This window comes from Pseudomonas sp. LY-1, from assembly GCF_053502595.1.
Map to the genome: position 1 here is coordinate 5823892 of NZ_CP094353.1, position 22665 is coordinate 5846556.

At 59.4% G+C, this 22665-nt stretch carries 11 protein-coding genes, 2 tRNA genes and 3 rRNA genes; all 16 read right to left on the reverse strand.

Annotated elements, in window-relative coordinates; translation table 11 throughout:
• Nucleotides 1-101: 101 nt before the first annotated feature.
• Nucleotides 102-2171 carry an exodeoxyribonuclease V subunit alpha gene (recD, locus tag MOQ67_RS26760; protein WP_177030511.1) on the reverse strand — a complete coding sequence of 690 codons (2070 nt, stop codon included), beginning with the start codon at nt 2169-2171 and terminating at the stop codon, nt 102-104.
• Entirely contained in the window at nt 2168-5842 is a 3675-nt protein-coding gene (gene recB / locus MOQ67_RS26765) for an exodeoxyribonuclease V subunit beta (protein WP_448125415.1), read from the reverse strand. The genes recD and recB overlap by 4 nt, the downstream gene beginning before the upstream one ends.
• Nucleotides 5839-9291: an exodeoxyribonuclease V subunit gamma gene (gene recC, locus MOQ67_RS26770; RefSeq protein ID WP_198717371.1), complete on the reverse strand. Its 3453-nt coding sequence runs from the start codon at nt 9289-9291 to the stop codon at nt 5839-5841. The genes recB and recC overlap by 4 nt, the downstream gene beginning before the upstream one ends.
• A gap of 136 nt (nt 9292-9427) precedes the next feature.
• Nucleotides 9428-9543 (reverse strand): 5S ribosomal RNA (rrf, locus tag MOQ67_RS26775).
• A 156-nt stretch (nt 9544-9699) separates the two neighbouring features.
• Nucleotides 9700-12591, reverse strand: a 23S ribosomal RNA gene (locus tag MOQ67_RS26780).
• A gap of 247 nt (nt 12592-12838) precedes the next feature.
• Nucleotides 12839-12914: transfer RNA gene (locus MOQ67_RS26785), tRNA-Ala, on the reverse strand.
• Between the two features lie 27 nt (nt 12915-12941).
• A tRNA-Ile gene (locus MOQ67_RS26790) sits at nt 12942-13018 on the reverse strand.
• 82 nt (nt 13019-13100) lie between these two features.
• Nucleotides 13101-14637 (reverse strand): 16S ribosomal RNA (locus MOQ67_RS26795).
• The 16S, 23S and 5S rRNA genes sit together here with 2 tRNA genes alongside, the layout of an rRNA operon.
• Before the next feature lie 544 nt (nt 14638-15181).
• A complete protein-coding gene (gene msrQ / locus MOQ67_RS26800; protein WP_046382059.1) occupies nt 15182-15802 on the reverse strand; it encodes a protein-methionine-sulfoxide reductase heme-binding subunit MsrQ in 621 nt (206 codons plus the stop codon).
• Complete coding sequence (msrP, locus tag MOQ67_RS26805) at nt 15802-16815, reverse strand: protein-methionine-sulfoxide reductase catalytic subunit MsrP (protein ID WP_017847455.1); 1014 nt, start codon at nt 16813-16815, stop codon at nt 15802-15804. The genes msrQ and msrP overlap by 1 nt, the downstream gene beginning before the upstream one ends.
• Before the next feature lie 63 nt (nt 16816-16878).
• Entirely contained in the window at nt 16879-17736 is an 858-nt protein-coding gene (gene pssA, locus MOQ67_RS26810) for a CDP-diacylglycerol--serine O-phosphatidyltransferase (RefSeq protein WP_017847454.1), read from the reverse strand.
• A gap of 144 nt (nt 17737-17880) precedes the next feature.
• Nucleotides 17881-18897, reverse strand: a complete 1017-nt coding sequence (gene ilvC, locus MOQ67_RS26815; RefSeq protein ID WP_003212125.1) for a ketol-acid reductoisomerase — start codon at nt 18895-18897, stop codon at nt 17881-17883.
• 47 nt (nt 18898-18944) lie between these two features.
• Nucleotides 18945-19436 carry an acetolactate synthase small subunit gene (ilvN, locus tag MOQ67_RS26820; RefSeq protein ID WP_003176102.1) on the reverse strand — a complete coding sequence of 164 codons (492 nt, stop codon included), beginning with the start codon at nt 19434-19436 and terminating at the stop codon, nt 18945-18947.
• A gap of 2 nt (nt 19437-19438) precedes the next feature.
• Nucleotides 19439-21163: an acetolactate synthase 3 large subunit gene (locus MOQ67_RS26825; protein ID WP_026140092.1), complete on the reverse strand. Its 1725-nt coding sequence runs from the start codon at nt 21161-21163 to the stop codon at nt 19439-19441.
• Nucleotides 21164-21594: 431 nt separating this feature from the next.
• Entirely contained in the window at nt 21595-21924 is a 330-nt protein-coding gene (locus MOQ67_RS26830) for a YqcC family protein (protein WP_017847451.1), read from the reverse strand.
• The gene (locus MOQ67_RS26835) at nt 21924-22658 is read right to left on the reverse strand and encodes a tetratricopeptide repeat protein (RefSeq protein ID WP_169884842.1); all 735 of its coding nucleotides are present in this window, start codon (nt 22656-22658) and stop codon (nt 21924-21926) included. The genes MOQ67_RS26830 and MOQ67_RS26835 overlap by 1 nt, the downstream gene beginning before the upstream one ends.
• Between the last annotated feature and the right edge of the window lie 7 nt (nt 22659-22665).

The window sequence follows — 22665 nt, forward strand, 5'->3', positions numbered from 1 at the left end:
GATAGCACAGCGGCGGAAAGCCCCGCGAGGCTACGCCTCGAAGGGTCCCGCTATTTTTTCAGAAAAATATGACACTCAAATCCGAAATACCAAATGACCGATCAGTCAGGTTTCCCGGGCTCATGCCCCAACTCCAGCATCAACCCGCTCAAGCGCTTGACCTTGCGCCGCACGGCTTCTTCGAACACCCCGCCGCGTGGCTCGATCAGGCTGAACCAGCGCTTGGCGCGGGTGATGCCGGTGTAGATCAGTTCTTTGGTGAGCACCGGGTTCAGCGCATCCGGCAGGATCAACGCGGTGTGGGTGAACTCGGAGCCCTGGGATTTGTGCACGGTCATGGCGTACACGGTTTCCACATCGTTGAGCCGGCTGGGCAGCACAAAGCGCACGCCGCCCTGGCCGTCGTTACGCGGGAAGGCCACGCGCAACACGTGGGGGCCGCCGGCGCTTTCGGGCAATTTCAGGGCGATGCCGATGTCGCCGTTCATCAGGCCCAGGCCGTAATCGTTGCGGGTCATCAGCACCGGGCGGCCTTCGTACCACTGCTCGTCGCCGTCGATCAGCCGCGCTTTGCGCAAGGCGGCGGTGATGCGCAGGTTCAGCCCTTCCACGCCCCAAGGCCCCTTGCGCACGGCACAGAGCAGTTGGAAGGCGTCGAAGGCGTGCAGCAGTTGTTGCGCCCAATGGGTCCAGGCGGGGTCGTCACGCGGGGTGTCGAGAGACGGGCGCGCGGCGTGCAGCAGGTTCAGGTAGGCACGGTAGCCCTCGGCGCCATCGCCCGGCCCGTCCAGCACCAGGCGTTCCAATGCGTGGTCGTGTTCGCCCTTGAGGCTGACGCAGAACAAGTCGCGGTGGCTGCCCGCGGCCAGTAACCGTCGGGCTTCTTCGGCGTTCTGCTGGTTGACCCAACGCGCCAGTTGGCCGATGCCGCTGCCTTCGCCGAAGCGCCGCGAGTAGCGCAGCATCACCACTTGCTGGGCCAGCGGATGGCTGCCATCGCGGTCTTCCTGCAGGCCGCTGTTGCCCAGGTCTTCACCGCTGACCGCTTGCAGCCATCGGCGGGTGTCGGCGCTGTACCAGCCGGCCTCGGCGTCGCGGCACAGGTCGCCGAGTACGGCGCCGGCCTCGACCGAGGCGAGTTGGTCCTTGTCGCCCAGCAGCACCAAGCGTGCGTGGGGCGGCAAGGCATCAAGCAGGTTGGCCATCATTTCCAGGTCGATCATCGAGGCTTCATCCACCACCAGCACATCCAGCGGCAATGGATTGCCCAGGTGATGACGGAAGTGGCGGGTGCCCGGGCGGCTGCCGAGCAGGCGGTGGACGGTGGTGACCTGGGTCGGGATTTTTTCCCGCACGTTGTCAGGCACATTCAACGACAGCACTTGCTGGCTGATGGACTCGGTAAGCCGTGCGGCGGCTTTACCGGTGGGCGCCGCCAGACGAATGCGCAACGGGCTGCCGGCTTCCACGGCCGGCGCCTGCAACAGCGCGAGCAAGCGCACCACGGTGGTGGTCTTGCCGGTGCCGGGGCCGCCGGTGACGATACTGAACGCCCCGCGAGTGGCCAGGGCGCAGGCGAGTTTCTGCCAGTCGATCACGCCATCGGGCGGCGCTTGGTCGAACAGGCCGTTCAGGCGCTGGGGCAGATCGGCGGCGAGGCTTTCTGCTGTGGCCAGGCGCAGGCGCAAGGCCGTGTCGATGCGCCGTTCATAGGTCCAATAGCGGCGCAGGTACAAGCGTTTGCCAGACAGCACCAACGGGCGACTTTGCGCGGCCTCGCTGCCGTCGACGGCCAACGCGACCAAGGGGCTGGCGGCCAGGGCGTGGCACCAATGCGCGCCGTCCAGGCCCGCGAGCAGTTGCGACGGCAGCAGCATGGCGCCGGTTTGCAGGTCGCCTTCCGGCGGCAGGGACAGGGCGAAATCCGGCGCCTTGAGGGTCTCGAACAGGTCCAGGCACACATGGCCGTGGCCCAGTTGATGGCTGGTCAGGGCCGCGGCCAGCAACACCAAGGGGTCGGCCTGCGGGTCGAGTTCGTGCAGAAAGCCGACGAACGCCTTATCCAGCGCGCGCAGCCAGCCACGCTCGACCCAACGTTCGAACAGTTGCACCAGATCGGCGGCGCGGCTGAGGGGCATCAGTGCCTCCAGCGGTAACGGCGACAGGCTCATAGCAACACTCCTTGTTCCCAGGCGGGCTCAGCCTTGGGCGGTAACGATTGGCCTTGGAACATCAGGTCCAGGCTCTCGATCAGCGCCCGTGGCGGCCGCGTGAAGTACGCCCCCTGGCTGGCGGCCCGAGTGCCGCGCAGGAACAGATAGAGCGCGCCGCCGACATGGCGGTCGTAGTCGTAATCCGGCAGGCGCGCCTTGAGTTGGCGATGCAGGGCCAGCAGGTAAAGCACGTATTGCAGGTCGTACCGATGCTCAAGGATCGACTGTTCCATGGCGTCCTGGGTGTAGGCCGAATCATCGGGGCCGAGCCAGTTGGATTTGTAGTCGGCCACGTAGTAACGGCCGTCGTGCTCGAAGGTCAGGTCGATGAAGCCTTTGAACATGCCGTTGAGCAACACCGGTTCCGCTGCGACGCGGGAGACGCCGTTGTGGGTGTACTGGCACACCAGCTTGTCGAGGGCGAGCACGTCGACTTTATGGCTGGCGAACCAGAACTCCATTTCGATCTGGTAGTGCTGCAGGCCGCTGAGCGTGACCTGATCGTTATCCAGCGGCAGCGGTGTTTGCAGCAGATGGCCGAGCCAACCGCTGAGGGTGATGATCCAGCCTTCCCAGTTGCGGCGGTTGCAGCGCGCGCCCACGGCGTTTTCGATAGCCTGCGGGGTCACGTCGAAGCCGTCTTCGCCCGCCCACTCCAGCAGACCATGGAGGAAGGTGCCGGGGTTAGGGCCGCGTGGGAAACGGTGAATATCGCTGCCGGACGCCGCCGCTTCACGCGGTGCGTCAGGGTCGAGGCGTTCGTCGTCGAACAGCTTCTGGGCTTGCGGGCTTTCCGGCGCTTCAAGGTTGGCGGCGCTCATGCTGTCGCCGATGCGCAAGGCGCTGTAGGACGCGATCCACCAGTTTTCCGCAGCCTTGCGTTTGGGCAGCAAGGGCGCGAGCAGCGTGGCTTCGTTACGCGGCGGGTGGAAAACGCTGGCGTGGGCTTCGGGCATCGGCGCGTAATGCACGGCGGCACAGCCTGCCTGCAGGTCCAGCAACCAGCGCGCCAGGTCGGCGGACTCCGCCAACGCGGCGCCGGCGCCGAGCAAATAGCCCAGCGCCGACAGGTGCAGCACCGAGCTGCTGTTGTTGCCGCGCTTGAGGTCGGCAATGCCCAGCCAGCACGCGTGTTTGGCGCGGGTCAGGGCGACGTAGAACAGACGCAGGTCTTCCGCCAGGCGCTCGTCATCGGCCTGGGCGATCAACTCGGTGGTCGGGCGCAAGCTCACCTGCGACTTGCCGTTGGCATCGTGGTAATGCAGCGGCAAGCGGCTGCCATCCACCGGTTTGGCCGAGCAGATGAAGGGCAGGAACACCAGGTCGTATTCCAGGCCCTTGGATTTGTGGATGGTCACCACCTTGACCAGTTGCTCGTCGCTTTCCAGGCGCAGGATCTGTTCTTCACCGGCCTGCCCCGACAGCGCGAGGTGTTCGGCCAGGTGGCGGATCAAGGCCTGTTCACCGTCCAGTTCGGAGGCCGCCTGTTGCAGCAGTTCGCTGAGGTGCAACAGGTTGGTCAGCACGCGCTCGCCATCGCTGCGGGCGATCAGGGTTTGCGGCAGTTTGAAGTCGTGCAGCAGGCGACGCAGCATCGGCAGCACGCCTTGGCTGCGCCAGATCGCGCGGTAGCCACGGAACTGCATCACGCGGCTTTCCCACGCCAGTTCGTCCTGGTTCAGACGCTCAAGTTCCGGCAGTGACAGGTTCAAGGTGACGCAAGCCAGCGCGGCGCGCAGCGGGCGTTCGACGTCCGGTTCGGCACAGGCCTTGAGCCAGGCCAGCAGGTCGTGCGCCTCTTGGGCGGCGAACACCGAGTCCTTGTCCGACAGGTACACGCTGCGCACGCCACGGGCGGCCAACTCGCCGCGCACGGCTTGGGCTTCCTTGCCGTCGCGCACGAGGATGGCGATGTCCGACGGCAACACGCCATCGAAGCTGCCGTCGGCGTGTAGGAAACCAGCGCGGCCTTGCTGCCCGCCGTTGAGCAATTCGACAATCTGTGTGGCGCAGGCCGCCGCCAGTTGCTGGCGATAAACCGCGTTGGAAATCGGCTGATCGGTGGGCAGGTGCCAGAGGTTCAGCGCGGGCAGCGTCTGACCATCGACCTGCAGTTGCTCCTTGCGGCCTTGGGACAGCACCGGCTGGAACGGCACCGGGTTTTCGCCACTCGGCTTACGGAACAGAAACGCGCCACGCCCGGTTTCCGCACGCTGGAACACATGGTTGACCGCCTCGACCATCGCGTGGCTGGAGCGGAAGTTGGTGCCCAGGGTGTGATGCCGGCCGGTGGTGGATTGGCGCGCGCGCAGGTAGGTGTAGATGTCGGCGCCACGGAAGGCGTAGATCGCCTGCTTGGGGTCGCCGATCAGGAACAGGCCGCTGTCGAGGTGGTTTTCTTCGATGCGGTAGATGCTGTCGAAGATGCTGTATTGCACCGGGTCGGTATCCTGGAACTCGTCGATCAGGGCGACCGGGAACTGTTCGCGGATCACGCTGGCCAGACGCTCGCCGCCGTCGGTTTGCAGGGCGGCGTTGAGGCGGATCAGCATGTCGTCGAAGCCCATTTCGGCGCGCCGGCGTTTTTCATCTTCGAAGCGTTTGCCGACCCACGCGGCGGCGTGTTGCAACACGGCGGCGTCGGGGGTGGGCAGCGCATCCAGGCTGGCCTTGAGGCTGGCCATGGCGTCGATGCCCGGGTGGTGCGGCGGCTCGCCCTTCCAGGCTTCGGCCATGCCGTCCGGGGTCAGGCGGGTGAAGCCGGTGCCGATGTCCAGCTGTTCGAGGGATTCGTCCGCGGCCCAGGCGCTGATTTTTTCGAACCAGGGTTCGAAGTAACGCGCTTGCATCTTGCGCCCATCGACGGCTTTGGCGGCGACGGCTTGCAGGCAGATCTCGCGCAACTCGTCGGCCCATTGCTGCCACGGCGCCTTGAGGGCGACCAGGGCGGCGCGGCGTTCTTGCAGGCACGCAGCGATCAACTCGGCCGGCTCACGGCTTTCGCCGCTGGGCCGTTCGCTGCCGAACAGCGCACGCACCCGTGGCATCAGCGCGGCCGGCCCCCCCCAGTTGTTGCGCACCCAGTTGAGCGCATCGTCGTGCATCGGGTAGCAAAACAGCCGCCAGTAGTCGCGCAGCACTTCGCCGAGCAGGTCGCTGTGGTCGGTTTCCAGGGTCTGGGTAAACAGGCTGCCGCTGTCGAAGGCGTGTTCGCGCAGCATGCGCTGGCACCAACTGTGGATGGTCGAAACGGCGGCTTCGTCCATCCATTGCGCGGCGATGTCCAGACGGTTGGCGCAGGCCGGCCATTGCGCGGGCGGGTATTGATCGCGCAGTTCGGCGATCAGGGCGTCGGGCTGTTGGATCTCATCGCGAAAGAACCGCGCGGCTTCGGCCAGGCGGATGCGGATGCGTTCGCGCAGTTCCTTGGTGGCGGCGTCGGTGAAGGTCACCACGAGGATCTGCGGCGGCAGCAGTTCGCGGCCGAAGCCGGCGTCATCGCCACCGTGGCCGAGCACCAGGCGCAGGTACAGGGCGGAAATGGTGAAGGTTTTGCCGGTGCCGGCGCTGGCTTCAATCAGCTGACTGCCTTTGAGCGGGAAGGCCAGGGCCAAGGGTTTGCTGCTCATGCGCCGGCCTCCTCGCCAGTGAGTGATCGCCAGGCGGCGTTGATCAGGGGCCGGTATAAGGTTTCGCACCAGCCTTCGAATGCTTCGCTGGCCACCAGGGCCGCATAGTCGGGGAATTGCCGGGTCAGCGCGGGGGTTTCGCGGCGCTCGCCATCAGTGTTGATGCCATCACCTTCGTAGGCTTTGCTCGCGGCCGCCGCGGCTTTGGCCGGGTCGGTCTGACCGAGCCAGGCGAACGCGGTTTTAACCGCGACGGGCAGCGGTTTGGCCATGCCGACGTGCCAGGCCAGCAGCAGGTCGCCGAGGATGTCCTGGGCGCTGGAGGGTTCCAACGGGGCCAGCAACAAGGTGTCGTCGCTGGCCAACAGCGCGGTACTCAACGGCAGGCCGCAGGCGCAGGCGACCAAGTGGTTGACCCACGGGCGAATCAGCCGATGCCACTTGCGGGTCTTGATCGAGCCGATGCTGTTGGGGATGGTGGTGACGCTCAACAATCCGCCATCACTGCGCCGATGCAGGCCGCTGATCCAGCCTTCGAGCTGAATGCCTTGATGCTCGAAACTGATCGGTTCCGCGCCGGTGTGCGGAGTGGGCCAGAGGGCCAGCAGTTGTTGATAGCGTTGCAGCAGGCCGGGCAAGGGCTCGATCAGTTCGTTGCGCAGACACTCGCCGAAACCAACCATGGGCAGCAGGCCACTGCCTTGCAGGCGACGGGCCTGGGCGGCGAGCGCCTGGTCGACATGATCGGGCTGGCTCAGCGCGGCGTTCAGCAGGCTGTCGCTCAGGCTGTAGCGTTGCAGGGCGTCGAGGACAAAGGGTTCCTCATCGGCCAGCGGCACTTCGGCAGCCTCGAAGAATACTTTCAGACGCTGGCTGAAGAAATGTTTGACCGGATTGCGCAGAAAGTCCTGCAACTGGCCGAGGCTCAGGGGTTCTTCCTGTCGATGGGCCGCCAGTTCGGTGTTGTCTGGCGGCGCATCCGTGACTTCGTGCAACAACTGCCATTCTCGGGCGTAGCTGAACAGCGGGTCGCCGGCGTGGAAATAGCGCGCGCTGAAGGGTTGGAGCGGGTGTTCCTGGGTCATCGCGTCAAGCAGCGGTGCGTCGCTTTGGCTTGACTGCCAGCCGCTGGCGAGATGATCGCGCAGTTGGCCGATCAATACCGATGCCGGGCGCTCGCTGTTGTCGCGAATGCTGCGGCCGACCCAACTGATGTAGAGCTGATCGCGGGCTGACAACAGGGCTTCGAGCAGCAGGTAGCGGTCGTCTTCGCGGCGTGAGCGGTCGCCGGGGCGGTAGTCGCTGCCCATCAGGTCGAAATCCAGCGGTGGTTGGGCGCGTGGGTAGTCGCCGTCATTCATGCCGAGCAGGCAGACCAGCTTGAAAGGGATCGCGCGCATCGGCATCAGGGTGCAGAAATTGACAGCTCCGGCGAGGAAGCGCTGGGACAGGCGCCCTTGGTCCAGACCGGCTAGCCACGCCTCGCGGACTACAGTTAGCGGTAACTCGTCCTGCAGGCCGACGGATTCGCAGGTTTCCAGCCAGGTTTCGCGGAGCTGTTCGAGCTGGCCCAACAGGTAGTCGTCGTGTTCGCTGCTGGGCAGGAAAAACAGCTGCATCAAGCGTTGCAGGCGCTCGCCCCATTCTTGTGGAGCCGCAGGTTGCGACAAGGCTTGGTGGGCGTCGCTGAGTGCGTCGAGCAACGCGACCAGCGGGCCGATCAAGGCCGCGTCGAGGCCGCCGATTTCGTCGTAGGGCTCGATGCCGTCACAGGCGACACCCGTGCCCACGGCATAACCGAGCAGCATACGGCGCAAACCAAATCGCCAGCTGTTTTGCTCCAGTTCGTTGGGTAGACCGAGACCGGCGCGCTGTTCGGCATTGAGGCCCCAGCGGATGCCGGCGCCTTCGATCCAGCGATGCAGCGTCGGCAGGTCGCGCTCCTTGATGGCGAAGCGTTCGCGCAGGGCCGGGACGTCGAGCAGGTCGAGGATTTCACTGACCGGGAAGCGGCTGTCGGGGAGCTTGAGCAGGTGTTCGACGGCGATCAACAGCGGGTCGCGGCCGCGTTGGCCCTGGTCGGTGAGGGTGAAGGGGATGAAGCGCGGGTCATTGCGGTCCAACTGGCCGAACACCGCGCGAATGTGCGGCGCGTAACTGTCGACGTCGGGGACCATGACGATGATGTCGCGGGGACGCAACGCCGGATCGGCGCTGAAGCGTTGGAGCAATTGGTCGTGGAGGATTTCCACTTCGCGTTGGGCGCTGTGGGCGATGTGAAAGCGGATCGAGGTATCGCGCTGCAGATCGACGGCGGGCCAGAGGTCGCGGGTTTCGTTGAGCGGGCGCAGTTCGAGGATATCGTCTTGGAGCTGGTTGAGCAGTGTGGTCGGTTCGCCGTCGCTGAACAGGTCGATGCGGCCGTCGCGGAAGGCAGCGCGGTAGCTGTTGGGATCGTCGTAGCTGTCGAGCAGGCTGATGTAGTCGCGACCTTGTTTGCCCCAGGCGGCGAGCAACGGGTGAGCATGCTGGTGCAGGGTTTGCGGGTCGATGGTGACCGGCATGCCGGCTTTGCGTGCCTGGCGTTTGTATTCGTTACGCAGCAAGTCCTTGTCGGCCACGATGTCGGACCAGTGGTGGCGACAGGGGTTGTGGACGCAGAGCAGGACCTGACTGAAGCGCGCCAGGCCGGCGAGCGCTTCGAGTGCTTGGGCGGGCAATGAGGAAATGCCGAAAACAATCACTCGGGAAGGCAGCCCTGGCGGCGCTTGCTCAAGGCTATTGATCCGTTCGATAAAGCGCTGATGCACACCGGCACGGCTTTGCGCCATGCCGGCTTCGCCCACATCCAGCAGTAGGGCGCGCCATAACTCGGCTTGCCAGCAGTTGGCGGGGTCGAGGGGTTTGGATTCGCCGCGGCCGTTACGCAGTTGATGGCGGCCGGCGGCCCAATCTTCCAGCCAGTCGGCGCGGTAGACCTGGTATTGGTCGAACAGGTCGGCCAATCGCTCGGCGAGTTGGTAGCGTTTGCGCAGGTCGGAGTCGTCCGTGAGGAAGCGCTGCAGCGGCTCGAAGTGCGGTTGATTGATCAGCTCGGGGAGCAGGCGCATCAGGCGCCAGGTCAGCGGGGCTTTATCGAGCAGGGATTTGGGCGGGATCTCGTCGCGCCCCAGGACCATGCGATAGAGCTGCCACATGAAGCTGCCGGGCAGTTGCACGTCGATCGCCGCAGCAATGCCGCAGCCGCCCATGTCGTCATCTTCCGGATCTTCGGCCAGGGCCAGCTTGAGCCATTGGGCGATGCCGTTGCTCTGGACCAGGGCGATTTCATTTTCCAGAGGGGCCAGGGGATAACGGCGCATCCAACTGACCACTAGGCTGCGCAGTTCGTCCAGGCGGTTACCGTGAACCACCATGAATCCTGCGCTGAGAGGCATCGCATCCGGCATAACGGCTTCCTTGGCAAAAGCAAAATCGAGGCATGGACTTTAGCACTGAAGGCCGTCCGATGAGCCACTTGACCCTTTCCGACCGCCCAAAACAAAACCCCTGTCTGCGTAAGCAAACAGGGGTTCTGGAATTTAATCTTGACGATGACCTACTCTCACATGGGGAAACCCCACACTACCATCGGCGATGCATCGTTTCACTGCTGAGTTCGGGATGGGATCAGGTGGTTCCAATGCTCTATGGTCGTCAAGAAATTCGGGTACTGAGTCGTGGCCAGCTGGCCTCGCTTCAGCAAATTGGGTATGTGATAGCTTTCGGTGTTTTGTAAGAGTCGAACTTTCGGTTCGTTTCGTCTTCACACACCGCAATCTGGTCTCTTTCGAGTTCGCAAATTGCTTGGGTGTTATATGGTCAAGCCTCACGGGCAATTAGTATTGGTTAGCTCAACGCCTCACAGCGCTTACACACCCAACCTATCAACGTCGTAGTCTTCGACGGCCCTTCAGGGGACTCAAGGTCCCAGTGAGATCTCATCTTGAGGCTAGTTTCCCGCTTAGATGCTTTCAGCGGTTATCTATTCCGAACATAGCTACCCGGCAATGCCACTGGCGTGACAACCGGAACACCAGAGGTTCGTCCACTCCGGTCCTCTCGTACTAGGAGCAGCCCCTCTCAAATCTCAAACGTCCACGGCAGATAGGGACCGAACTGTCTCACGACGTTCTAAACCCAGCTCGCGTACCACTTTAAATGGCGAACAGCCATACCCTTGGGACCGGCTTCAGCCCCAGGATGTGATGAGCCGACATCGAGGTGCCAAACACCGCCGTCGATATGAACTCTTGGGCGGTATCAGCCTGTTATCCCCGGAGTACCTTTTATCCGTTGAGCGATGGCCCTTCCATACAGAACCACCGGATCACTAAGACCTACTTTCGTACCTGCTCGACGTGTCTGTCTCGCAGTCAAGCGCGCTTTTGCCTTTATACTCTACGACCGATTTCCGACCGGTCTGAGCGCACCTTCGTACTCCTCCGTTACTCTTTAGGAGGAGACCGCCCCAGTCAAACTACCCACCATACACTGTCCTCGATCCGGATAACGGACCTGAGTTAGAACCTCAAAGTTGCCAGGGTGGTATTTCAAGGTTGGCTCCACGCGAACTGGCGTCCACGCTTCAAAGCCTCCCACCTATCCTACACAAGCAAATTCAAAGTCCAGTGCAAAGCTATAGTAAAGGTTCACGGGGTCTTTCCGTCTAGCCGCGGATACACTGCATCTTCACAGCGATTTCAATTTCACTGAGTCTCGGGTGGAGACAGCGCCGCCATCGTTACGCCATTCGTGCAGGTCGGAACTTACCCGACAAGGAATTTCGCTACCTTAGGACCGTTATAGTTACGGCCGCCGTTTACCGGGGCTTCGATCAAGAGCTTCGCGTTAGCTAACCCCATCAATTAACCTTCCGGCACCGGGCAGGCGTCACACCCTATACGTCCACTTTCGTGTTTGCAGAGTGCTGTGTTTTTAATAAACAGTCGCAGCGGCCTGGTATCTTCGACCGGCATGAGCTTACGGAGCAAGTCCTTCACCCTCACCGGCGCACCTTCTCCCGAAGTTACGGTGCCATTTTGCCTAGTTCCTTCACCCGAGTTCTCTCAAGCGCCTTGGTATTCTCTACCCAACCACCTGTGTCGGTTTGGGGTACGGTTCCTGGTTACCTGAAGCTTAGAAGCTTTTCTTGGAAGCATGGCATCAACCACTTCGTCATCTAAAAGATAACTCGTCATCAGCTCTCGGCCTTAGAATCCCGGATTTACCTAAGATTCCAGCCTACCACCTTAAACTTGGACAACCAACGCCAAGCTGGCCTAGCCTTCTCCGTCCCTCCATCGCAATAACCAGAAGTACAGGAATATTAACCTGTTTTCCATCGACTACGCTTTTCAGCCTCGCCTTAGGGACCGACTAACCCTGCGTCGATTAACGTTGCGCAGGAAACCTTGGTCTTTCGGCGTGGGTGTTTTTCACACCCATTATCGTTACTCATGTCAGCATTCGCACTTCTGATACCTCCAGCAAGCTTCTCAACTCACCTTCACAGGCTTACAGAACGCTCCTCTACCGCATCACTTACGTGATACCCGTAGCTTCGGTGTATGGTTTGAGCCCCGTTACATCTTCCGCGCAGGCCGACTCGACTAGTGAGCTATTACGCTTTCTTTAAAGGGTGGCTGCTTCTAAGCCAACCTCCTAGCTGTCTAAGCCTTCCCACATCGTTTCCCACTTAACCATAACTTTGGGACCTTAGCTGACGGTCTGGGTTGTTTCCCTTTTCACGACGGACGTTAGCACCCGCCGTGTGTCTCCCATGCTCGGCACTTGTAGGTATTCGGAGTTTGCATCGGTTTGGTAAGTCGGGATGACCCCCTAGCCGAAACAGTGCTCTACCCCCTACAGTGATACATGAGGCGCTACCTAAATAGCTTTCGAGGAGAACCAGCTATCTCCGAGCTTGATTAGCCTTTCACTCCGATCCACAGGTCATCCGCTAACTTTTCAACGGTAGTCGGTTCGGTCCTCCAGTTAGTGTTACCCAACCTTCAACCTGCCCATGGATAGATCGCCCGGTTTCGGGTCTATTCCCAGCGACTAGACGCCCTATTAAGACTCGCTTTCGCTACGCCTCCCCTATTCGGTTAAGCTCGCCACTGAAAATAAGTCGCTGACCCATTATACAAAAGGTACGCAGTCACCTAACAAAGTAGGCTCCCACTGCTTGTACGCATACGGTTTCAGGATCTATTTCACTCCCCTCTCCGGGGTTCTTTTCGCCTTTCCCTCACGGTACTAGTTCACTATCGGTCAGTCAGTAGTATTTAGCCTTGGAGGATGGTCCCCCCATATTCAGACAAAGTTTCTCGTGCTCCGTCCTACTCGATTTCATGACTAAGAGATTTTCGCGTACAGGGCTATCACCCACTATGGCCGCACTTTCCAGAGCGTTCCGCTAATCTCAAAGCCACTTAAGGGCTAGTCCCCGTTCGCTCGCCACTACTAAGGGAATCTCGGTTGATTTCTTTTCCTCAGGGTACTTAGATGTTTCAGTTCCCCTGGTTCGCCCCTTACACCTATGTATTCAGTGTAAGGTAACCATCTTATGATGGCTGGGTTCCCCCATTCAGACATCTCCGGATCAAAGTCTGTTTGCCGACTCCCCGAAGCTTTTCGCAGGCTACCACGTCTTTCATCGCCTCTGACTGCCAAGGCATCCACCGTATGCGCTTCTTCACTTGACCATATAACCCCAAGCAATCTGGTTATACTGTGAAGACGACATTCGCCGAAAATTCGAATTTCTCAATTAAGAGAACTCACAAATTTTACCTTAGCCTGATCCGTTACCAGTGAAAGTAACGTTCAGTCTATCTTTCTATCACATACCCAAATTTTTAAAGAACGATCTAATCAAAGACTAGAAATCAACATTCACCATCATCACGATGGAATGCTCATTTCTAAGCTTTTAACTTCTAGAAGCAGTAGTGGTGGAGCCAAACGGGATCGAACCGTTGACCTCCTGCGTGCAAGGCAGGCGCTCTCCCAGCTGAGCTATGGCCCCGTATTTCTACAGGTTCCCACACAAAATTGGTGGGTCTGGGCAGATTCGAACTGCCGACCTCACCCTTATCAGGGGTGCGCTCTAACCAACTGAGCTACAGACCCAATTTCGGGCTGCTTCTTATCGTCTTCTTCAATGAATCAAGCAATTCGTGTGGGAACTTATGGAGCAGCTGATGTCGTCGATTAAGGAGGTGATCCAGCCGCAGGTTCCCCTACGGCTACCTTGTTACGACTTCACCCCAGTCATGAATCACACCGTGGTAACCGTCCCCCCGAAGGTTAGACTAGCTACTTCTGGTGCAACCCACTCCCATGGTGTGACGGGCGGTGTGTACAAGGCCCGGGAACGTATTCACCGCGACATTCTGATTCGCGATTACTAGCGATTCCGACTTCACGCAGTCGAGTTGCAGACTGCGATCCGGACTACGATCGGTTTTCTGGGATTAGCTCCACCTCGCGGCTTGGCAACCCTCTGTACCGACCATTGTAGCACGTGTGTAGCCCAGGCCGTAAGGGCCATGATGACTTGACGTCATCCCCACCTTCCTCCGGTTTGTCACCGGCAGTCTCCTTAGAGTGCCCACCATTACGTGCTGGTAACTAAGGACAAGGGTTGCGCTCGTTACGGGACTTAACCCAACATCTCACGACACGAGCTGACGACAGCCATGCAGCACCTGTCTCAATGTTCCCGAAGGCACCAATCTATCTCTAGAAAGTTCATTGGATGTCAAGGCCTGGTAAGGTTCTTCGCGTTGCTTCGAATTAAACCACATGCTCCACCGCTTGTGCGGGCCCCCGTCAATTCATTTGAGTTTTAACCTTGCGGCCGTACTCCCCAGGCGGTCAACTTAATGCGTTAGCTGCGCCACTAAGAGCTCAAGGCTCCCAACGGCTAGTTGACATCGTTTACGGCGTGGACTACCAGGGTATCTAATCCTGTTTGCTCCCCACGCTTTCGCACCTCAGTGTCAGTATCAGTCCAGGTGGTCGCCTTCGCCACTGGTGTTCCTTCCTATATCTACGCATTTCACCGCTACACAGGAAATTCCACCACCCTCTACCATACTCTAGTCAGTCAGTTTTGAATGCAGTTCCCAGGTTGAGCCCGGGGATTTCACATCCAACTTAACTAACCACCTACGCGCGCTTTACGCCCAGTAATTCCGATTAACGCTTGCACCCTCTGTATTACCGCGGCTGCTGGCACAGAGTTAGCCGGTGCTTATTCTGTCGGTAACGTCAAAACAATCACGTATTAGGTAACTGCCCTTCCTCCCAACTTAAAGTGCTTTACAATCCGAAGACCTTCTTCACACACGCGGCATGGCTGGATCAGGCTTTCGCCCATTGTCCAATATTCCCCACTGCTGCCTCCCGTAGGAGTCTGGACCGTGTCTCAGTTCCAGTGTGACTGATCATCCTCTCAGACCAGTTACGGATCGTCGCCTTGGTGAGCCATTACCTCACCAACTAGCTAATCCGACCTAGGCTCATCTGATAGCGCAAGGCCCGAAGGTCCCCTGCTTTCTCCCGTAGGACGTATGCGGTATTAGCGTCCGTTTCCGAACGTTATCCCCCACTACCAGGCAGATTCCTAGGCATTACTCACCCGTCCGCCGCTCTCAAGAGAAGCAAGCTTCTCTCTACCGCTCGACTTGCATGTGTTAGGCCTGCCGCCAGCGTTCAATCTGAGCCATGATCAAACTCTTCAGTTCAAACATCTTTGGGTTTTTAAGAAACCCTAAACTTGGCTCAGCAATCGTTGGTTACATCTTTGATTTCTCGCGGAGTAACTTGTGATGCTGATAATCTTGTTGACTATCAGTCTGACTCCACAAGCACCCACACGAATTGCTTGATTCAGTTGTTAAAGAGCGGTTGGTTAAGATCTTTCGTCTCAACCGAGGCGCGCATTCTACAGCAGCCTCATTTGCTGTCAAGTGATTATTTTCAGAAGTTTTCAAAGTTTCCTTTGTAACTTCAACCACTTGCGCTTCCGATCTCTCGTTAGCGGGAGGCGAATTCTACAGCGTTACACGCTGCTGTCAACACCTCTTTTTCTCCGCTTTCGACCGAGAAGATCGAAACGTTAATAGAGCCAAACAACCCTGCTCTACCAACTCCTTCCAGGCTTCGATGAACTGAAGCAGGTCGCTGTCGAATCTTGCGTAACTCTTTGTTTACCAAGGAGTTTCCCGTTTCGACTGCGCCGGAAGTGGGGCGAATTATAGACGTCCAGGATTTGCCGTCAAGGGTTAATTACGCTTTTGTTGCAGAAGGTGCTTTTTTCGCAATAAGGCGGGGAATTCGCCGCATCACCGGCGGTATCCGCAGGACAAGAAGCAGCGCACCTATAGAAGCATAGATAGCCCACTCCTTCAGATCCGCCCGCACGATCCACAACATATGCAACAAGCCAAGCCCAAGCACGCCATACACCAGGCGATGCAACTTCTTCCAACGGCTGCCCAACCGACGCTGGCTGTAGCGATTCGACGTCAGCGCCAGCACCAATAAAGACAGGAAACCCAGGGCCCCCACAATAATGTAGGGGCGCTTACTCAATTCCACCCCCAGCTGCGACCAATCCAGCCCCAGGACAAACACACAATATGCCGCCAGGTGCAGCACCACATAAGCAAAGCACCACAACCCCAACTGACGCCGCACCGCGATCCACCCTGCCCAACCGCTCAACTTCTGCAACGGTGTCATCGCCAGGGTAATCAGCAGCAGGATCAACGTGCCCAAGCCCAGCCGGTCAACCAGCACCTTGCCTGGGTCCGGCCCCAAGGCAGAACGCCACGCCTCGTACAGCCAGAGCAACGGCCATACCGCGGTGGCGATAAACACGCCGATGCGCCAGATCGGGAAACGCATCAGTAGTTCTTCCGCAGGTCGAGGCCGGTATAAAGCGCCGCCACCTCATCCGAGTAACCGTTGAACATCTGCGTCTCGCGCACATTCGGGCTGAACAGGCCACTCGGCAAGCGCCGTTCACGCGCCTGGGTCCAACGAGGGTGGTCGACCGTCGGGTTCACGTTCGCATAAAACCCGTACTCATTCGCCGCAATACTTTGCCAGGTGGTTTTCGGCTGCTCGCTCACCAAGCTGATACGCACGATGGACTTCACGCTCTTGAAGCCATACTTCCATGGCACCACCAAACGCAACGGCGCGCCATTCTGGTTAGGCAACTCGCGCCCATACATCCCCACCGCCAGAATCGCCAGGGGATTCATCGCCTCATCCAGACGCAGCCCTTCTACATAGGGCCAATCGATCAAGCCGAAACTCGAGCGCTGGCCCGGCATGCTTTTGGGGTCCTGGAGGGTTTCGAAGCGGATGTACTTGGCTTTGGAAGTCGGCTCAACCTGCTTGAGCAACGCCGAAATGGGAAAACCCATCCACGGAATGACCATCGACCACGCCTCCACACAGCGCAGACGGTAGATTCGCTCTTCCAATTGATACGGCTTCATGAAGTCTTCCAGGGCGTAACGCCCCGGCTTTGCGACCTCGCCATCGATCACCACACTCCAGGGCTCGGTCTTGAGCGAACCTGCATTCGCCGCTGGATCGCCCTTGTCCGTGCCGAACTCATAGAAGTTGTTGTAGTGGGTCGCGTCCTTGAACGGGGTGATGGCTTCGTCCTTGACGGTTACCGCCTGCCATTTCGTACCCGGCAGTTTTTCGGCAAACCAGCCTGGCGCCTTGCCTGGTTCGACATCCGCATAGCGCGCGGCATCGTCAGCGCTGGCCCAGCGCGGCAAGCTGCTGGCGGCAACACCGGCCAGCGCACCACCGAGCAAGCTACGGCGAGACAGGTAGAAGGATTCAGGAGTGACGTCCGATTCATGACAATCGGACGCTTTGGGCAATTTGATTAACATGGCAACTCCGCAGCATTGGAGAACTGATGCACCAATAGACTGCGGAGTATGGGGGAAATTACATTAAGGCAATGTTTTGTCCCGACGCAGTTGCAGCAGATACTGAACCGGCCCGGAAGCGGCATACACCAGGAACACCAGCAGCAGAATACGCGGCGGATCACTGAAGACCACGGCGAACACCAGCACCACCGCAAGGATAGCCACGAAAGGCACACGCCCCTTGAGGTCGAGTTCCTTGAAGCTGTTGTACTTGATGTTACTGACCATCAGCATGCCGGCGGCCGCAACCATCAAGGCCACCAGGAACGACATCTTCGATCCCTGGATGCCGTAGTCACTGAACGCCCAGACGATCCCCGCCACCACGCCCGCAGCAGCCGGGCTGGCCAGGCCGATGAAGTAACGCTTGTCGGCGGTCCCCACCTGGGTGTTGAAGCGCGCCAGGCGCAACGCGGCGCCCGCGACATAGATGAAGGCCACCATCCAGCCGACCTTGCCCATGTCACCCAGGGCCCAGGCAAACGCCAGCAACGCAGGCGCGACACCAAAGGCAACCATGTCCGACAGCGAGTCATACTCGGCACCGAAGGCGCTTTGGGTATTGGTCATGCGCGCCACGCGCCCATCGAGACCGTCGAGCACCATGGCGACGAAGATGGCGATCGCCGCAAAACCGAAGTACTTGCTGGCACTCACCGCATCACCCGCCGCCAGCGCACTCTGGGCGCTCATGGAGTTGATGATGGAGTAGAACCCGGCAAACAGGTTCGCCGTAGTGAACAGATTGGGCAGGAGATAGATGCCACGATGCCGGACCTTGCGACCTTCCGCGTCATGCCCTTCTTCAACATGTTCATCGATCGGTAGCAGGCTATCGGCGTCAGAAGCCTGGTTTGGCTCTTCGGGACGTTCGCTCATGGACTTTACCTTGCAACGGTGTGAAAAAATTCGACAGATACTTGCGGCGAGTGTTCGCCCGCAAACGATGCAGCTTTATACCAGAACCAGCCACCCAAACGAAAAAACGCGGCCTAAGCCGCGTTTTTTCTAGATGCATCCGACTTAGTTTTTGGCTTTGTCGACGATCTTGTTGGCACCGATCCACGGCATCATGGAGCGCAGTTGCTCGCCGATGATTTCGATACCGTGAGCGGCGTTGTTACGACGCTTGGCGGTCATCGAAGGGTAGCCGGTAGCGCCTTCGCTGATGAACATTTTGGCGTATTCGCCGTCCTGAATGCGTTTCAGGGCGTTGCGCATGGCCTGACGGGACTCGGCGTTGATCACTTCCGGGCCAGTCACGTACTCGCCGTATTCGGCGTTGTTGGAGATCGAGTAGTTCATGTTGGCGATACCGCCTTCGTACATGAGGTCCACGATCAGCTTCAGTTCGTGCAGGCATTCGAAGTAGGCCATTTCCGGCGCGTAGCCGGCTTCAACCAGGGTTTCGAAACCGGCTTTGACCAGTTCAACGGTACCACCGCACAGAACAGCTTGTTCGCCGAACAGGTCGGTTTCAGTCTCGTCCTTGAAAGTGGTTTCGATGATGCCGGTACGACCGCCACCAACGCCGGCAGCGTAGGACAGCGCAACGTTCTTGGCGTTGCCCGACGCGTCCTGGTAGATCGCGATCAGGTCAGGAATACCGCCGCCTTTGACGAACTCGGAACGCACGGTGTGGCCCGGGGCTTTCGGCGCGATCATGATCACGTCGAGGTCAGCGCGTGGCACGACTTGGTTGTAGTGGATCGCGAAGCCGTGGGAGAAGGCCAGGGTGGCGCCCTTCTTGATGTTCGGCTCGATTTCGTTCTTGTACAGCGCGGACTGGAACTCATCCGGGGTCAGGATCATGACCAGGTCGGCAGCGGCAACGGCGGAAGCAACGTCAGTCACTTTCAGGCCGTGGGCTTCAGCCTTGGCAACAGTGGCCGAGCCTTTGCGCAGGCCAACAGTCACGTCAACGCCGGAATCTTTCAGGTTGCAAGCTTGCGCGTGGCCCTGGGAACCGTAGCCGATGATGGCGACTTTCTTGCCCTGGATGATCGACAGGTCACAATCTTTATCGTAATAAACTTTCATGAGGTTCCTCTATATATCCAGGCCTTAAGGCCATTCACTAATTTGGGTTAGATGCTGAGTACTTTGTCGCCACGGGCAATCCCGGTGACACCACTGCGTACGGTTTCCAGAATCGAGGCCGTCCCGATCGACTGGATGAAGCTGTCCAGCTTGTCGCTTGTACCGGTCAATTGCACGGTATAAACGCTGGCGCTCACATCGACGATCTGCCCGCGATAAATGTCGGTAGTACGCTTGATCTCGGCACGTTGGGCGCCCGTGGCCTTGACTTTAACCAGCATCAGCTCGCGCTCGATGTGGGCACTTTCCGACAGGTCGACCAGCTTGACCACTTCGATCAGCTTGTTGAGGTTTTTGGTGATCTGCTCGATCACCTCATCGTGGCCCACGGTGGTCAACGTCAGGCGCGACAGGGTCGGGTCTTCGGTCGGCGCCACGGTCAGGCTTTCGATGTTGTAGTTGCGTTGCGAAAACAAGCCGACAACACGAGACAGAGCGCCGGGTTCGTTCTCCAGAAGCAGGGAGATTATGTGCCGCATGATTAGGTACGCTCCGTCTTGTTCAGCCACATGTCACGCATAGAGCCGTCTTTGATCTGCATCGGATAGACGTGCTCGCTGGTATCCACCTGAATATCGATGAACACCAGGCGGTCCTTCATGGCGAACGCTTCTTCCATCTTCGGCTTCAGATCTTTCAGATCGTTGATGCGAATACCGACGTGGCCGTAAGCCTCGACCAATTTGACGAAGTCGGGCAGCGATTCCATGTAGGAATGGGAGTGACGACTACCGTAGCTCATGTCCTGCCATTGACGAACCATGCCCAACACGCCGTTGTTCAGGCACACAATCTTCACCGGAAGGCCGTACTGCAGGCACGTCGACAGTTCCTGGATGTTCATCTGGATGCTGCCTTCGCCGGTGACGCATGCAACGTCGCTGTCCGGGAAGCTCAGTTTGACACCCATGGCCGCTGGGAAACCAAAGCCCATCGTGCCCAGGCCACCGGAGTTGATCCAGCGGTTAGGCTTGTCGAACTTGTAGTACTGCGCGGCGAACATCTGGTGCTGGCCCACGTCGGAGGTCACAAAGGCATCGCCCTTGGTCACTTCGCACAGGGTCTCGATCACGGTTTGTGGCTTGATGATGCTGCCGTCGCCCTTGTCATAAGGGAACAGGCCGCGGTCACCGCGCCATTCGTCGATCTGCTTCCACCAGCTGGCGACAGCTTCTTTGTTCGGCGTCTCGCCGATTTCCTTCAGCGCTGCGACCATTTCGGTCAACACGCTTTCCACCGGACCTACGATCGGCACGTCGGCCTTGATGGTCTTGGAGATGGACGCCGGGTCGATGTCGATATGAATGATCTTGGCATTTGGGCAGAACTTGCTCGCGCCGTTGATCACCCGGTCATCGAACCGCGCGCCCACGGCCAGGATCACATCGGCGTGGTGCATGGTCAGGTTGGCGGTGTAGCTGCCGTGCATGCCGAGCATGCCGACGAACTGACGGTCCGTACCCGGGAATGCGCCGAGGCCCATCAGGGTGTTGGTCACCGGCAGGTTGAGCAGCTTGGCCAGTTCGGTCAACGGTGCGGAACCGCCGCCCAGAATCACGCCGCCGCCCGAGTACAGCACCGGACGCTTGGCCGCCAGGAGCATTTCTGCCGCCTTGCGGATCTGCCCCGAGTGCCCACGAACGGCCGGGCTGTAGGAACGCAGCTTGGCTTTCTTCGGGAAGACGTATTCGAATTTCTCGGCCGGGTTGGTCATGTCTTTCGGGATATCGACCACTACAGGGCCCGGGCGACCGGACTGTGCGAGGTAGAACGCCTTTTTCATGATTTCCGGGATTTCCGAGGCATGCTTGATCATGAAACTGTGTTTCACGATCGGCCGGGAGATACCGATCATGTCGGTTTCCTGGAATGCATCGGTACCGACCATGGTGCTAGCGACCTGGCCGGAAATGATCACCATCGGGATGGAGTCCATATAAGCAGTCGCGATGCCGGTAATGGCATTGGTTGCGCCTGGACCGGACGTTACCAGTACCACGCCGGCTTTACCGGTGGCACGGGCATAACCGTCAGCCATATGGGTTGCAGCCTGTTCGTGGCGAACCAGGATGTGGGTAACAGCCGGTTCCTTGAACAGTGCGTCATAGACGTGCAGCAGAGCACCACCAGGGTACCCGTAGATATAGTCAACGCCTTCGTCACGCAAAAAGCGGACGAGCATCTCACCGCCAGATAAAAGCTCCACGTTGTTCACCTCTAAAACGCCAGAATACCGTCCGTTAAAAACCGACGGGTCTTAATAGGTTTACTTCTCAACAGAGCATGAGCGACGGTGGTCGCCGACTACGTCAGCACTGACTGAGCAAGTATTGGGATCGTCCCAAGTGTTGCGGGCTCTTCCCACCCAGCGCGAGGTAACGCGTTGCGGGTGTAACAGGTCGGCGCGGATGTGCGCCTCATGATCTGCTGAGCGGGCCTGCTTCTGGCAGTCCCGATACAGCGGACTTTGGATTCTTCTGTTTCAGGCCCTTCAAGTCAAGCAATAATTGCGCTTTTTTCCAACTAAGCGCATGAGAACGTAGAAGAAAGGGCTTTGAGGAGGGATAAAACTCGCCTGAATGTCGTCAAGCGGTAGAAATGTGCGCAAGACTGCCGGAAAAACCGGCAGCCAGGCAATTAACGAGCGTCGACGATCAATTGGTCGAACTTTTTCAGCGCATTGCGCAAACCCTGGCTTTCCAGCGGCCGGTCGGTGTAGACCATCTCGGCCATCTCCATGATCCCGGAGGCATTTGGCAACGGCAGGTTCTGTTCGAGGATCTGCTTCATTCGCACCAGGAAGATCCACTGCAGCCACTGGTGGAAGTCCAGGGTGTCGACCGAAAAGGGCTCGACGCTGCTGAGCGCCTCGGCGCTAGGGGACACCTCGTCCCACCAGCCCTGCAGGCGCAATTCGCGCTCAATCAGCAACAACTGTTCGGCAATCGCTGGAAAACGCACATCCATCAGAGGCTGACCTTGGCTTTCTGCCGAGCCTGGGCGGCACCGGCAGCGTCGCCTTGTGCAGCACGCGCATCACCGATCAAGGCCCACAGGCTGGCCTGCAGGTCAGGACGGCCGTTGGCCAGGGTCAGGCCGCGACGGGCGAACTGTTCGGCTTGCGGCGCATCGCCCTGGGCCATCCGCACCTGGGCCAGGCGATACAGCACCTGCGGTTCACGCGGCGCAACGCGCTGGGCGCGCTCGAGGCTCGACGAAGCACCGTTCAAGTCGCCACCGGCCTGCTGTTGCTGGGCAGTGGTGAGCAAGGCCAGTACCGGGCCGTCCAGTTGCTCGTCAGCCGACAGGCCGCCCGCGCTGGAGGACGACGGAATGCCGCTTGGCGTCGACGGCATGGTGTAGGTGTTCTGGTTGATCGGCGCGGCCTGGACCGGCGTGGCGTCAATCGGCCCCGACGTGCTGGGCCCTGGCGTCCACGGCTCGGCGCTGATCGGCGCCGATGTCGCAGCACCGGCGCCCGGCACCATCACCACCACACCCGAATCCTGCGGCACGGCGCGGGTCGCGGCCTGGGCAGGACGCTTGGTCACGGTCTGACGGAAACCGCCATTGGCCGAGATCCGATCGTTATTGGAGACGGTTGTGCTCGAGTCCACCACGGGAATGGAGCCGCGCTGAACGCTGGAGCAACCGCCGAGCAAAGCCAGAGCTGTAATAGCTGGAATCCACCACTTGTTCACTTGAAAC